General features: G+C 51.3%; 12 protein-coding genes. 10 read left to right on the forward strand and 2 right to left on the reverse strand.

Annotation, left to right across the window (positions count from 1 at the left end; all coding sequences use genetic code 11):
• The 5 genes from ACTJKB_RS20825 to ACTJKB_RS20845 all read left to right on the forward strand — a co-directional run bounded on the left by ACTJKB_RS20825 (nt 1) and on the right by ACTJKB_RS20845 (nt 5,089).
• Nucleotides 1–867 (forward strand): LysR family transcriptional regulator, encoded by an 867-nt coding sequence (locus ACTJKB_RS20825; RefSeq protein ID WP_440836275.1) that lies wholly within the window; start codon nt 1–3, stop codon nt 865–867.
• A 122-nt stretch (nt 868–989) separates the two neighbouring features.
• Nucleotides 990–2,042, forward strand: a complete 1,053-nt coding sequence (locus ACTJKB_RS20830) for a LacI family DNA-binding transcriptional regulator (protein ID WP_440836276.1) — start codon at nt 990–992, stop codon at nt 2,040–2,042.
• Nucleotides 2,039–3,199 (forward strand): Gfo/Idh/MocA family protein, encoded by a 1,161-nt coding sequence (locus tag ACTJKB_RS20835; protein WP_440836277.1) that lies wholly within the window; start codon nt 2,039–2,041, stop codon nt 3,197–3,199. Before ACTJKB_RS20830 ends, ACTJKB_RS20835 begins: the two co-directional genes overlap by 4 nt.
• Before the next feature lie 39 nt (nt 3,200–3,238).
• Nucleotides 3,239–3,967 (forward strand): ThuA domain-containing protein, encoded by a 729-nt coding sequence (locus ACTJKB_RS20840; protein ID WP_440836278.1) that lies wholly within the window; start codon nt 3,239–3,241, stop codon nt 3,965–3,967.
• 18 nt (nt 3,968–3,985) lie between these two features.
• The gene (locus tag ACTJKB_RS20845) at nt 3,986–5,089 is read left to right on the forward strand and encodes a Gfo/Idh/MocA family protein (protein ID WP_440836279.1); all 1,104 of its coding nucleotides are present in this window, start codon (nt 3,986–3,988) and stop codon (nt 5,087–5,089) included.
• A 99-nt stretch (nt 5,090–5,188) separates the two neighbouring features.
• Here ACTJKB_RS20845 and ACTJKB_RS20850 read toward each other — a convergent pair whose 3' ends face one another.
• Nucleotides 5,189–6,076 carry a helix-turn-helix domain-containing protein gene (locus ACTJKB_RS20850; RefSeq protein ID WP_440836280.1) on the reverse strand — a complete coding sequence of 296 codons (888 nt, stop codon included), beginning with the start codon at nt 6,074–6,076 and terminating at the stop codon, nt 5,189–5,191.
• A 124-nt stretch (nt 6,077–6,200) separates the two neighbouring features.
• Here ACTJKB_RS20850 and ACTJKB_RS20855 point away from each other — a divergent pair, with 124 nt between their 5' ends.
• The 5 genes from ACTJKB_RS20855 (at nt 6,201) to ACTJKB_RS20875 (ending at nt 12,415) form a co-directional block, all read left to right on the forward strand.
• The gene (locus tag ACTJKB_RS20855) at nt 6,201–7,088 is read left to right on the forward strand and encodes a sugar phosphate isomerase/epimerase family protein (protein ID WP_440836281.1); all 888 of its coding nucleotides are present in this window, start codon (nt 6,201–6,203) and stop codon (nt 7,086–7,088) included.
• A gap of 22 nt (nt 7,089–7,110) precedes the next feature.
• On the forward strand, nt 7,111–8,175 hold the full coding sequence (locus tag ACTJKB_RS20860) for a Gfo/Idh/MocA family protein (RefSeq protein WP_440836282.1): 1,065 nt from the start codon (nt 7,111–7,113) through the stop codon (nt 8,173–8,175).
• A gap of 183 nt (nt 8,176–8,358) precedes the next feature.
• A complete protein-coding gene (locus ACTJKB_RS20865; protein ID WP_440836283.1) occupies nt 8,359–8,913 on the forward strand; it encodes a class I SAM-dependent methyltransferase in 555 nt (184 codons plus the stop codon).
• A gap of 15 nt (nt 8,914–8,928) precedes the next feature.
• Nucleotides 8,929–10,665, forward strand: a complete 1,737-nt coding sequence (locus ACTJKB_RS20870; RefSeq protein ID WP_440836284.1) for an ABC transporter ATP-binding protein — start codon at nt 8,929–8,931, stop codon at nt 10,663–10,665.
• Entirely contained in the window at nt 10,574–12,415 is a 1,842-nt protein-coding gene (locus ACTJKB_RS20875) for an ABC transporter ATP-binding protein (protein WP_440836285.1), read from the forward strand. Before ACTJKB_RS20870 ends, ACTJKB_RS20875 begins: the two co-directional genes overlap by 92 nt.
• Nucleotides 12,416–12,784: 369 nt before the next feature.
• Here ACTJKB_RS20875 and ACTJKB_RS20880 read toward each other — a convergent pair whose 3' ends face one another.
• Nucleotides 12,785–12,991 carry a DUF1657 domain-containing protein gene (locus ACTJKB_RS20880; RefSeq protein WP_074083512.1) on the reverse strand — a complete coding sequence of 69 codons (207 nt, stop codon included), beginning with the start codon at nt 12,989–12,991 and terminating at the stop codon, nt 12,785–12,787.
• Between the last annotated feature and the right edge of the window lie 69 nt (nt 12,992–13,060).

A 13,060-nucleotide genomic window follows, 5' to 3' on the forward strand; every position in this document is an offset into this window, starting at 1 on the left:
TTGAGCATCAGTAAGTATGAAGTGTTCCTCAAAGTCGTTGAGCTGGGCAGTCTGACCCGGGCCGCAGAGGTGATGGGCTTCACCCAATCAGGCATCAGTCATACGATCTCCAGCCTGGAGACGGAATTCGGCTTCACTCTGCTGGTCAGGAACCGTTCCGGAGTCAAACTAACGGTGAACGGTGAGCAGGTGATTCAACCGATCCGTGAAATGATTAAATGGAACGAGCAACTGAAGCAGCAGGTTGCCGATATTCATGGACTGGAGACTGGAACGATCACCATCGGTACATTCACCAGCGTTTCTGTACACTGGCTGCCGGGAATGATCAAGCAGTTCCGCAAGGAGTACCCCTATATCGAGTTTAAGCTGATGGAAGGCGGCTATCTGGAAATTGAGCAGTGGATTGAAGCCGGAGTGGTCGATTGCGGTTTTTTGTCGCTTCCTACCCGGGAGAAATTCGAGGTTATTCCGCTCAAGCAGGACCGTATGCTGGCTATCCTCTCCAAGGAGCACCCCCTAAGCCAGGCACCGTATATGCCGCTAGCTCAAATCGCATATGAGGACTTCATCATCCCGAAGGCGGGTTCGGATTACGATGTCAGACGGGTGCTCGAAAAGGCGGCCATTAAGCCAAATATCAAATTCTCTGCCGGAGATGATTACGCCATTATTGCCATGGTAGAAAACGGACTTGGCATCAGCATTCTGCCGGAGCTGGTCATTCAGCGTCAAAAGCATAATGTTGCTATGCTGGAGCTCGAAGAGCGAAGCTTCCGTTCATTAGGCATCGCCGTTCATTCGCTGAAATATGCTTCTCCGGCGACCAAGCGTTTTTTGAAGCATGTCCAGTCCTGGCTAAAATAAGCTGCCTGATTGTGAAATCTTAGTTTATGGAATCTTATCGAATTACGGTTTTGGTGATTGACGCCAGCCGTTCTTCATGAGAAAATGTACGCGTGTACATTCGACAAAAGGCTATAGAAAGGATGATTGCTATCGCAAGCCGCAAAGAGGTTGCCGAGCTTGCCGGGGTTTCAGAAGCAACGGTCTCCCGTGTACTGAACAATGTCGGTCCGCTCAAAGAAAAGACCAAGGAGCGTGTGATTGCCGCCGCACGGGAGCTTGGTTACACCCCAAGCTCGCTTGCCCGCAGCTTTGCCCGCAAGCGCAGCGGAAATCTGGGTGTCGTCATGCCTTATCTGCCCAAAGCCCGGTTGTTCTCCGCGTACTATTTCTCTGAAATTCTAAGCGGAATTGGAAGCCGGGCAAGAGAAGAGGGCTATGATCTGCTGATGATCTTCCGGGAAGCCGATGAGCCGCTGGATTATTGCGGGCTCTTCCGGATGCGCAAGGTAGATGCGTGTATAGTGCTGGGGGCCAAAGAGGAGGCTGGAGAGCTTGAAGCACTGCGGCAGCTGAAGAAGGACGGGCATCCTTACTGCCTGATTAACCAGCATTATGAAGGGGAATCGTTCCATGAGGTGGATGCCGACCACGTCGAAGGCTGCCAGCTGGCGGTGAAGCATCTGCTTAGTCAAGGCTTCACCCGTATAGCCTTTCTGAATGGTCCGCAGGCTTATTCCAACAGCCGCGACCGGCTGGAGGGGTATATGCAGGCGCTTCAGGAAGAGGGGATTCCTGCAGATGCTTCGCTCATGTTCGAAGGGAATTTCAGCCGCAGAAGCGGAATGGCAGCCGCGCAGGCCATATTGCCTCAACTAGAGCATATCGAGGCGGTGGTGGTAGCCAATGACCGGATGGCTATTGGACTTCAGCAAGGCCTGCGTGAGCTGGGAGTCAACATGGACCGGATGCCTGCGATTGTCGGCTATGACGATTCGGATGCCGCAGAGCTTACAACTCCGGCACTCAGCAGTGTTCGGGTCCCCTTTTATCAGCTGGGGGAAATCGCTGCGGCCAAGGTCCTGGAGCTTCTGGAGAACGGGGGAGTGAATTCCGGAATTGAGATGATCCGCGAGAAGCTTCCTGCCAAGCTTGTGGTTCGTGCTTCATCATTAAGATCAGGAGGGATTCAATGAAACAGCTTCGCATTGGAATGATTGGATACAAGTTCATGGGCAAGGCCCATAGCAATGCTTACCGCAGTCTGCCCATGTTCTTCCCAAAGGCGCTGAAGCCGGAGATGTCTGTGCTATGCGGACGGAATGCCGACGCACTGAAGGAAGCCGCTGACCAGCTTGGCTGGAAGGAGACTGTAACGGATTGGAGAGAACTGGTAGGCCGTGACGATATCGATTGGATCGATATTAACGCCCCCAGTGATGCTCATAAAGAGATTGCGCTGGCTGCCGTGAAAGCAGGCAAGCATGTCTTTTGCGAGAAGCCTCTGGCCTTGACTCTTGCGGATTCCCGCGAAATGCTGAAGGCGGCAGAGGATGCCGAGGTTATGCATATGGTGGGTTTCAACTACCGGTTCTCGCCGGCGGTGCGGCTGGCCAAACGGCTGGTAGAGAGTGGACGGCTGGGTCAAATCTATCATTTCCGTGCCTGGTTTCTGCAGGACTGGATTCTGGACCCCGAGTTTCCGCTGGTATGGAGGCTGCAGAAGGAGATTGCCGGTTCCGGATCACACGGCGATCTCGGAGCTCATCTGATCGATCTTGCCCATTATTTGGTAGGTGACTTGAAAGAGGTTATCGGGATGAGTGAGACCTTCATCAAGGAACGCCCTTTGGCTGCAGAAATGACGGGTCTTAGTGCAAAAGCAAGTGCCGGCGGCCCTAGAGGTCCTGTAACTGTAGATGATGCCACATTGTTTCTGGCGCGTTTTGCAAACGGTGCCATGGGCAGTTTTGAGGCCACACGTTTTGCTGCGGGTCACCGTTCGACCAATTCTTTTGAAATTAACGGCAGTCTCGGGAGTGTGAAGTTTGATTTCGAACGGATGAACGAGCTGGAAGTATATCTGACCTCTGACGATGAGGATGTGCAAGGTTTCCGGCGGGTTCTCGCCACTGATCCGGCTCATGATTATGCTGAGGCCTGGTGGCCGCCGGGGCATACGATAGGTTTTGAGCATACCTTCATTCATGAAATCCTGGAGTTGTCATCCGCAGCAGCTGAAGGCCGTCAGCCCGTGCCGAATTTTCACGATGGGGTGAAATGCCAGGCGGTGCTGGAAGCTGTGGAACGTTCGGTGCAGGAGCGGCGCTGGGTAGAGTTATCCGAAATGTAATGATTCTGTGACTATGATGTTGGAGAAGGAGTGACAATGATGAAGAAAGCATTAATCGTATGGGGCGGCTGGGATGGACATGAGCCGGAGCAGGTCGCCGGAATATTTGCGGAGATTTTGCGTGAAGCACAGTTCGAGATCGAGGTATCCAATACGCTGGAAGCATTCGCTGATAAAGAGAAGCTGCTGGGACTGGATCTGATCGTACCGGTCTGGACCATGGGAGAAATTACTCAGGAGCTGGTTAATAATGTATCGGCTGCTGTTCAGAACGGGACCGGACTTGCGGGATGCCATGGCGGCATGTGCGACTCTTTCCGGACCAATGTAGACTGGCAGTTCATGACAGGCGGGCAATGGGTTGCCCATCCGGGCAATGACGGTGTCCAGTATACCGTTGAAATCAGCCAAGGCTCCAGCCCGCTGACAGCAGGTATTATGGATTTCGAAGTTACCTCAGAGCAGTATTACCTGCATATTGATCCGGCGGTGGAGGTGCTGGCGACAACAAGATTTCCGGTTGTGCAAGGGCCACACGCAACGAACAAAGCGGTAGATATGCCTGTAGTATGGACCAAGCGCTGGGGACACGGTCGGGTCTATTACAATTCGCTTGGCCACCATGCTGATATTGTAGAGCTTCTCCCGGTAAAAGAATTGATGCGCCGGGGACTCCTGTGGGCGGCAGAGGGCAAGGCTGAAGCAGCGGTAAATCTGGAGCAAACGGCAGGCGCCGGATACAGTGGCATGGCGGACAGCCAATTCTAGTGTGGGAGCGATCGTGACATGGATAAAGTAAAGGTTGGCATTATCGGCTGCGGCAAGATCAGCGGCATCTATATGGAGAATTGTCAGAAGTTCGAGATTCTGGAGCTTGCTGCTTGTGCGGATATGGACCCGGACAGAGCAGCAGAGCAGGCGGCCAAATATGGAATTCCTCTCATCTATACCGTGGAGCAGCTTCTGGAAGACCCAGAGATTGAAATCGTAATTAATTTAACTATCCCTGCTGCTCATGCTGCAATTACCTTGCGTGCACTGGAGGCCGGTAAGCATGTCTATGCCGAGAAGCCGCTCACGGTTACCAGAGAGGAAGGACGTAAGGTGCTGGAGGTGGCAAAAGTTAAAGGGCTCCTGGTTGGCAGCGCTCCCGAAACCTTCCTCGGTGCCGGAATTCAGACGGCGCTTAAGCTGATTGAGGATGGAGTGATTGGCCGCCCGGTTGCGGCGACAGCGTTCATGTTAGGCAGGGGGCATGAGCATTGGCATCCCGACCCGGAATTCTATTATGCTGCGGGTGGTGGCCCTATGTTCGATATGGGTCCGTATTATTTAACCGCACTGGTGCAGATCCTGGGGCCTATCCGCACAGTAGCCGGAATGACCGGGAAGGCACTGGAGGAACGTACCATCACAAGCGAGAAGAAGGCGGGACAAAAGATTCCGGTCGATATCCCGACGCATGTTGCCGGAACGCTGCAATTCAGCAGCGGCGCGATTGCTACTCTAATTACCAGCTTTGATGTGTTTGGCGGCAGCGAATTACCGCCGATTGAAATCTATGGCACGGAGGGAACCCTTCAGGTCCCGGATCCGAACACATTCGGCGGCATTGTCAGATACCGTAAGACGGGTGAAAATGAATGGCGCGAGCAGCCGCTCCTGCCGGGCTATGACCAGAATACCCGGGGAATCGGTCCGGCGGATATGGCTTATGCTATCCGCAGCGGACGCCCGCACCGGGCCAGTGGAGAATTGGCGTACCATGTGCTGGAAGCCATGTGGGCTTTTCATGACTCCTCCGATTCGCAGCGGTTCTATGAAATGGAGAGCACCTGTGTTCGTCCGGCACCCCTGCCTCAGGGCCTTGAACCCTATACCCTTGATTAATTTCGATAGCCTTTGTACGGCACCGTTCTCTGAACATGAACGGTGCTTTTTTCTGCAGCCTGATTCGTGAAAACCTGACAGCTGTGAGCTCAGCAATCCCTATTTTCTCGCGGCTGATGGGGTAAGCCCCTTGTACTGCTTGTAGAGTTTCGTGAAGTAATTGGGATTGTCACAGCCGACTTTGCCGGAGATTTCCGTAACCGTGAAGTCCGTTTCCAGCAGGAGCCGTTCGGCCTCATTCACCCGGCAGAGGTTTACGTATTCGACAAAGGTTCGTCCGGTCAGTTTTTTGAAGGTTTTGCAGAAATGATACGGATTGAGATTCACGAATCTGGCGGCATACTCAATCGATATTTTCTCATCATAATGCAGTTCCAGATATTCCAGCAGCGGTTTGAAGCGTTCCTGGTTAATGGATTGGCGTTCACTGTGATACCTGCCTAACATCTGCCGGGGCGGAAAAGTCCGTGAGAGCAGGGTGAAGAACAGATGCAGCTGGTTTTTGACAACCAATTGAAACGCAGGGCCCTTCTCCTGAACCTCTTGTATAACGGAGGCCAGCAAGGGGTAATAGGTGCCGCACACCGGGTTCTGTTCTACAGGCTTGACCGGGAAATGATACAAATTATTCAAGTAGGGGGCCACAAATAACTCATGCTGCGAATCCTGATTCCGGTCTTTGAATAATGAACTATGGAACACTATGGACACGTACTCGATATCCCCTCTGCTCAAACTGTAGCCGACATGAAGACCGCCGGAAGGCACAAGGATCACATCACCCGGTCCGGCTTCATAAGGCTTACTGTCAATATGGAAGATCGCTCTGCCTTGCTGCATCACAATAATCTCGAAATGCTCATGCCAATGTAAAAAAAGAATGTTCTGCTCTGCTTTGGCATCCCGGCATTGATTGAAAAACACGCGGAACGGGTAGGTCTTTTCTTCAAGCTGGGGATATTCCTTCAATTCCTTCGGGTAGGTCACAGCCACGTCAACTCCCACAATATTCAGCTATTATCGCACAAGATAAGAAGAGATTTCGCTACAGATGCGCTATATACTTGGGTTGCTGAACTTACTATAAACCAATATTGGAGTGGTATACAAGATGCATGAAGACATTAGAATCGGAACACTTGTCGGGGCAACGGATGCAGTCCGTGTGATTCCCCAAATCGTTAAGCATGGCTTTGAATCCTTCAGCCTGACATTCTGGCAGACTACAGGAGAAACGGATCTGGTGGAGACGGCAGCACGGGTGCGTGAACTGGCCGCTGAACATCATTTTATGATTTCCTCGGTAGGCATCTTCGGGAATCCGCTGACGGGAACAGGCGACAATGCCGACACCCTGGCGAGCTGGGAACGTCTGATTGACCATGCCCATTTATTCGGTACGGATATGGTCTCCGGATTCACAGGCAGACTGACCGGGCTGCCGATTGATGCATCGATTCCGAAATTCACAGAAGTGTTCGGTGAGCTATCGAAGCGGGCTGCTGACAAAGGGCTCCGAATTGCTTTTGAGAATTGCTCCATGGACGGAAACTGGCAGACGGGAGACTGGAACATCGCCCACAACCCAACAGCCTGGGAAAAAATGTTCAACGCCGTTCCCGCAGATAATCTCGGTCTGGAATGGGAACCGTGCCATCAGATGGTCGCGCTGATTGATCCGATTCCACAGCTGCGTAAATGGACTGACAAAATCTTCCACGTGCATGGCAAGGATGCAACGATTGCTTGGGATATCATCAAAGAATATGGGATTCATGGCCCCAAGTCATATGTATGGCATCGGACTCCTGGTTTCGGAGATACGAATTGGACGGATGTCATCACCATTTTGCGGCAGGCCGGTTACAGGGGCACCATTGACATCGAGGGGTGGCATGATCCCGTGTACCGCGATGAGCTGGAAATGACTGGTCAGGTCCATGCGCTCAATTATTTGAAGCATTGCCGCGGGGGGAGTATCATCCCAAATCCGGTCTAATGCAGAAAGCGGGGAAGCTTCTATGACAGCAACATATCGCGTAGCCGTCGCCGGCTGCGGAGGAATGGCCAATGAGTGGATCAGTTATGCTGTGAGGCGCACAGATGTCCGAATTGTCGCACTGGTGGATATCCGGCTGGAAGCTGCGGCGGCGATGGCGGACAAATATGGTTTGGACTGTCCTGTATTTATGGATATTGAACAGGCGATTGAGGATACTAGGGCAAACTTGGTATTTGATGTGACCATACCGTCCAGCCATTATAGGGTTGCCAGCACAGCACTCACACGTCAATGCGATGTATTCAGTGAAAAACCGCTGGCTGAGACCATGGAACAATGCAATGCCATTGTTGCTTTAGCGGAACGCACCGGCCGGAGTCATTCCGTCATGCAGAACCGGCGGTATGATTCGCGTATACGTTCCCTGCGCCAGCTGATAGAAGATGGGGAAATTGGCCGGATAGGCTATATCGGAGCGAGTTTTTTCCTGGCACCGCATTTTGGCGGCTTCCGGGATGTGATGGAGAGCCCGCTGCTGCTTGATATGGCGATCCACACCTTCGACCAGGCCCGGTTCATCAGTGGTGCTGATCCAGTAAGTGTATACTGTCAGGAGTTCAACCCGGCAGGGTCCTGGTATGCGGGGAATGCCTCAGCAGTATGCATTTTTGAAATGTCGGATGGTTCTGTCTTTTGCTATCAAGGTTCTTGGTGTGCTGAGGGAGCTCCAACTTCCTGGGAAGCCTCATGGCGGATACAGGGAGAACTGGGAACTGCGATCTGGGATGGCGAAGGAATGCCCTATGCCGAAAAGGTAGCAGACGGTGTTGCGGACGGTAAATTCATTCGTGACTATGAACGGGTTGAAGGAGTAGCTGTAGAAATGAAGGATACCTTCCATCACGGATGTCTTGAGGAAATGTTCCAGGCTCTGGCAGAACACCGTCCTGCAGAAACCGATTGCCGGGACAACCGCAACAGTATGTCGATGGTGTTCGGTGCACTGGAGAGTGTGCGGACGGGGAGAAAGGTGGAACTCGCCGGTTTTTTATCCAGTGACGAAGAACACCTCCAGCATAAATAGGGTGACAATACTTAGCGGGTACTGAAACCAACGGATGTATCAAATGCGCTTTGGACAGGAAGCTATTCCTCGCCAAGGCGTTTTTTACTATTGAAATAAAGTCATATAAATCTATGTTTTGTTGATTTCATTCCATTCCAGATAAATATAAAATAGATACAATACATAGGAGGAGGGAATTCCATGTCAAAGAATATAAGAGTCGTGATCGGCAGTGGCGGCGGTACGCATAACAAAGGTTGGCTACATACGGAGGAAGCGAATTTGAACCTGCTGAGGCCAGAGGATTGGGCAAAAAGCTTCACTCCAGGCTCCGTTCAAGCCGTTCTGGCAGAACATGTCTGGGAGCATCTTGATTACGAGGAGGGCATTCGGGCGGCACAAATCTGTTATCCATATTTAACACCTGGCGGGTATATCCGCTGTGCAGTTCCCGATGGGTATTTTCCAGATGAGGCTTATCAGAAGATCGTCCAAATCGGGGGACCGGGTCCACTTAGCCATCCCGCTGCTTCCCACAAAATTGTGCATAATTATGCTACGTTAAAAGCGATGTTTGAGACTGCCGGATATCAGGTCCGACTATTGGAATATTGCGATGAAACCGGCGAGTTTCATGATAACGATTGGGATGAAACCGAAGGCTTCATTTACAGATCCAAACGTTTTGACCACCGGAATCACGATGGGAAGCTAGGGTTTGTCTCCTTGATTGTGGATGCGGTCAAGCCCCAGTGATTGAGGTGACAGCCAGTGTATAAGCTTATCAGATTTCTCAGGCCTTACAGGTTCGTGGCCCTGCTCGCACCACTGTTTATGCTGCTTGAAGTGACCATGGACCTGCTGCAGCCCCGGTTGATGGCAAGTATTGTGAATGATGGTGTAACTGCAGGCAATCTGGGTCATATCACGCATACCGGCATACTGATGCTGTCCGCTGCGGCTGTCGGTTTATTTGGCGGGGTATGCAGTACGATTTTTTCTACTATTGCTTCGCAGAATTTTGGCGGGGATTTGCGGCAGGAGCTCTTTGAAAAAGTGCAATCCTTCTCGATCCGCAGCCTGGAACGCTTCGAATCAGGCTCCATCGTAACCAGACTGACTGGAGATATAGTACAGCTGCAGAATATGGTGATGATGTCGCTGCGCATGTTCCCCAGGCAGATATTTCAGTTCGCCGGCAGTTTGATTATGGCACTGTTGATCAGCCCGAGACTCACTGTGATTTTGCTGGTGATGATACCTGTGGTGCTCCTGCTTTTGGTGGTGTTTACCCGGATGTCCATTCCGCTGTATGGCAATGTTCAGGAGAAGCTGGACCGGGTGAACCTGGCGATGCAGGAGAACCTGTCTGGAATCCGGGTCGTCAAAGCATTTGTGCGCAGTGATTATGAAGAGCAGCGGTTCGGGAGCAGTAATACGCATTTTCTTCAGGCCAGCCTGAAGGCAGCAAGGCTAATGGCGCTGAATACACCACTCATGGCGATGATTCTTAACTTCAGTGTGGTTGCCGCTTTATGGTATGGCGGTATTCTCTCGGAGAAGGGACTGCTATCCGTCGGGGATCTGGCAGCGTTCCTGACCTATATCACCAAGCTGCTCTTCGCCACACTGGGTATGGGCAGCCAGCTGATGACGATTTCCCGTGCCAAGGCTTCGGCTGACCGCATTAATGAAGTGCTTGATACTCCCTCGGATAGTGGGGATAGAGAAATAACAATAAGTCATTCACAGCCACAGATAATTGACGCTATTAATGGCAGATTGGCTTTTGAGGATGTTAGCTTCAGCTATGACAGCAATCTGCGACATGCGGTATTGCGGGATATTGACTTCATCGCAGAGCCTGGGCAGACGGTAGGTATAATCGGTGTAAATGGTGCATGCAAATCAACGTTGGTGAGTCTGATACCAGGGTTTTACCAAGTGACCAAAGGCCGCATTACCATTGACCATGTGGATATTAACAAGCTGGCCCCAGAAAAACTGCATCAGGTGGTGGGGATGGTGCTCCAGCAGGCACTTCTTTTCAGCGGGTCTGTTCTGGATAACATCAGGTATGGCAAACCCGGGGCAACCATGGAAGAGGTCATTGAGGCTGCACGTTTGGCGGAGGCCCATGATTTCATCAGCAGGTTGCCGCAGGGTTACGATACCATTCTGGGGCAACGGGGGGTAAATCTGTCAGGTGGACAAAAGCAGCGGATTTCCATTGCCCGGACTCTGCTGCTGAAACCCGGTATCATTATACTGGATGACTGCACCAGCGCAGTGGATCTGCAGACGGATTACCGGATTCGATCCTCGCTGAAGCACGTGATGAAGAACAGTACCTGCCTGATTATAGCCCAGCGGATCACTTCCATACAGCATGCCGATCTTATTCTCGTATTGGAGGATGGGCAGATTACGGCGCGGGGTAACCACGATTCACTGCTGGCTGCAAGCCGGCTCTACCGGGATATTGCCGCATCCCAGCAGGGAGCGTGACATGAAGACGACTACTTCTACACTCGGAAAATTATCGCGCTACTTGTCCAGACAGCCGCTTCGGCTCATCTCCGTTCTGTTGCTGACGGTTGCTGCTTCAGGGCTAACACTTTTCGGTCCCTATCTGACCGGAGCTGCACTTGACCGATATATTATTCCCGGCCGTTATGCGGGGCTACTGCAGCTCTGTCTGCTTCTGCTGGGCATTTATCTGCTTGGTAGTTTAGTCAGCTGGCTGCAAAGCTATATACTTGCTGATATTTCTCAGCGGACAGTGTGGAGCCTGCGTAGGGACCTGTTCCGGCATTTGCAGCGGTTGCCGGTTCCTTTTTTTGCCGGTAAAAGCCATGGTGAACTCATGAGCCGTACCACCAATGACATTGACAATATCGCAAACTCTCTGAATCAGAGCCTGGTACAGATTATCTCCAGCATCATCATGCTTGGCGGATCCTTGACAATGATGCTGCTGTTGAATGGATGGCTTACACTTATCGCCCTGATTACAGCTCCGCTGATTACCTTGTTCGCCAAGACGGTGGCACGCCGGACCGGTGCCCAATTTAAAGCGCAGCAGCAGGAACTGGGCAAGCTTAACGGATTTATTGAAGAGACTGTATCCGGACACCGGGTGGTAACCCTGTTCAATCAGGAGCAGCGGATCGCTGCACAGTTCAGTGAAACCAACAGCAGGTTGAAGAAATCCGGAATCCGTGCGCAAATCTTCTCCGGAATGATGGGACCTTTTATGAATATGTTCAGTCACATTACGTATTTGCTTATAGCGGTGGTAGGTGGCTGGTTGGCCCTGCGGGATCTTACGACAGTGGGCGTAATTGTCAGCTTTCTGGGTTATTCCAGACAGTTCAGTGATCCTCTGAATGAGGTGGCGAATCAATATAATATGATTCAGGCGGGTGTAGCCGGGGCAGAGCGGGTATTCGAAGTGATGGATGTTCCTTCTGAATACGAAGGGGAGGAATCCCTGCCATCGCTGCGGCCGATCACCGGTAAGGTGGAATTCAGAGAAGTCGGATTTCACTATGACACAGGTAAAGAAATCTTGAAGCAAATTAGTTTTACAGCGAACACAGGAGACACGATAGCTTTGGTAGGACCAACTGGGGCAGGAAAAACGACGATTGTGAATTTGCTGGGCCATTTCTTTGATATTGACTCCGGCCAAATCCTCATCGATGATACGGATATCCGCACAGTGAACAAGAATAGTCTGAGGAAACAGCTCAGTTTAGTGTTGCAGGATGCTCATCTGTTCTCCGGCTCGATAAGTGACAATATCCGCTATGGCCGGTTGGAGGCTACAGATGAAGAGGTGAAGCAGGCAGCGGTGCAGGCGTATGCCCATCCTTTCATTTCCAGACTGCCGCAAGGGTATGAAACGGAGCTGGCTGCAGAGGGCGGTAACCTCAGCCAGGGACAGAAGCAGCTGATTACCATTGCCCGGGCGATCCTTGCCGATCGTGCGATTCTGATTCTGGATGAAGCGACGAGTAGTGTGGACACTCTTGCGGAGATACAGATCCAGAAGGCAATCAGACAACTAATCTCCGGCAGAACAAGTTTTGTCATTGCCCATAGACTAAGCACCATCCGTCATGCCGATACGATTCTGTTTATTCAGGATGGACGGATTGCCGAGCAGGGCACTCATGAACAACTTATCCTTCATAGAGGCCTCTATTATGAGCTGTTGAACAGCGGCAGCGATTTTGCTGAGAACGGTGAGTAACTTTAGGTCAGCAGCTTGTCTCTCTGCGGATCATAGAAATGCAAGACTTAATTAAAAGATGAAAAAGCTGTCACTTAAGTAGCTATTCCTACACAGAGACAGGAATTTATCATCATAATGTGTAAAAGGCAGTAAAACAGCGATCTTCCAAGAACCGGAGGATCGCTGTTTTGCGTTTTTGGTGGTACTTCCATATTACCAAAACGGGCGTTTTCTTTTTAAACGAGTGGATCGATGGGAACAACGTTCCGTTCCCGGAGCGTCCACCCAAGCGATAACAAACCTCTTGTTCCAAAAACTAAGGGGAATCCCAAGCACCATTTCATGACATTTGGGACTCCCACTTTTGCGGATTTCTGAAAAATTAACTTAAAAACCTTTATATTGCGGTTCCTCGTTCTCCAGCTCAGTTACCCGGGATTCTACCTGATTTACGATCTGCTGGGTTTGCTGAGCTGCATTGGTGAACAAGGTCTTGGCTTCCTTATTCTGTGTTTCCATGGCAAACTGCTCCAGGCTGGCCTGGGCACTCTTCAAGGAAGATACACAGGTTTTCACTTGTGAGGCTACTGTCATTTCTTTTCCCTCCTTCGAATGGTGGTGCGTATTACCGCGACATAGTATCTGCTGCGCTCTGATATTGTA

The sequence above is a fragment of the Paenibacillus sp. 22594 genome, assembly GCF_052044425.1.
GTDB lineage: Bacteria > Bacillota > Bacilli > Paenibacillales > Paenibacillaceae > Paenibacillus_AQ.

Excerpts from the sequence above, each read along its gene's own strand:
- ACTJKB_RS20830 (WP_440836276.1), top strand. The coding sequence starts at position 990 with ATGATTGCTATCGCAAGCCGCAAAGAGGTTGCCGAGCTTGCCGGGGTT.
- ACTJKB_RS20835 (WP_440836277.1), top strand. The coding sequence starts at position 2,039 with ATGAAACAGCTTCGCATTGGAATGATTGGATACAAGTTCATGGGCAAG.
- ACTJKB_RS20840 (WP_440836278.1), top strand. The coding sequence starts at position 3,239 with ATGAAGAAAGCATTAATCGTATGGGGCGGCTGGGATGGACATGAGCCG.
- ACTJKB_RS20845 (WP_440836279.1), top strand. The coding sequence starts at position 3,986 with ATGGATAAAGTAAAGGTTGGCATTATCGGCTGCGGCAAGATCAGCGGC.
- ACTJKB_RS20855 (WP_440836281.1), top strand. The coding sequence starts at position 6,201 with ATGCATGAAGACATTAGAATCGGAACACTTGTCGGGGCAACGGATGCA.
- ACTJKB_RS20860 (WP_440836282.1), top strand. The coding sequence starts at position 7,111 with ATGACAGCAACATATCGCGTAGCCGTCGCCGGCTGCGGAGGAATGGCC.
- ACTJKB_RS20865 (WP_440836283.1), top strand. The coding sequence starts at position 8,359 with ATGTCAAAGAATATAAGAGTCGTGATCGGCAGTGGCGGCGGTACGCAT.
- ACTJKB_RS20875 (WP_440836285.1), top strand. The coding sequence starts at position 10,574 with ATGGGCAGATTACGGCGCGGGGTAACCACGATTCACTGCTGGCTGCAA.
- ACTJKB_RS20880 (WP_074083512.1), bottom strand. The coding sequence starts at position 12,991 with ATGACAGTAGCCTCACAAGTGAAAACCTGTGTATCTTCCTTGAAGAGT.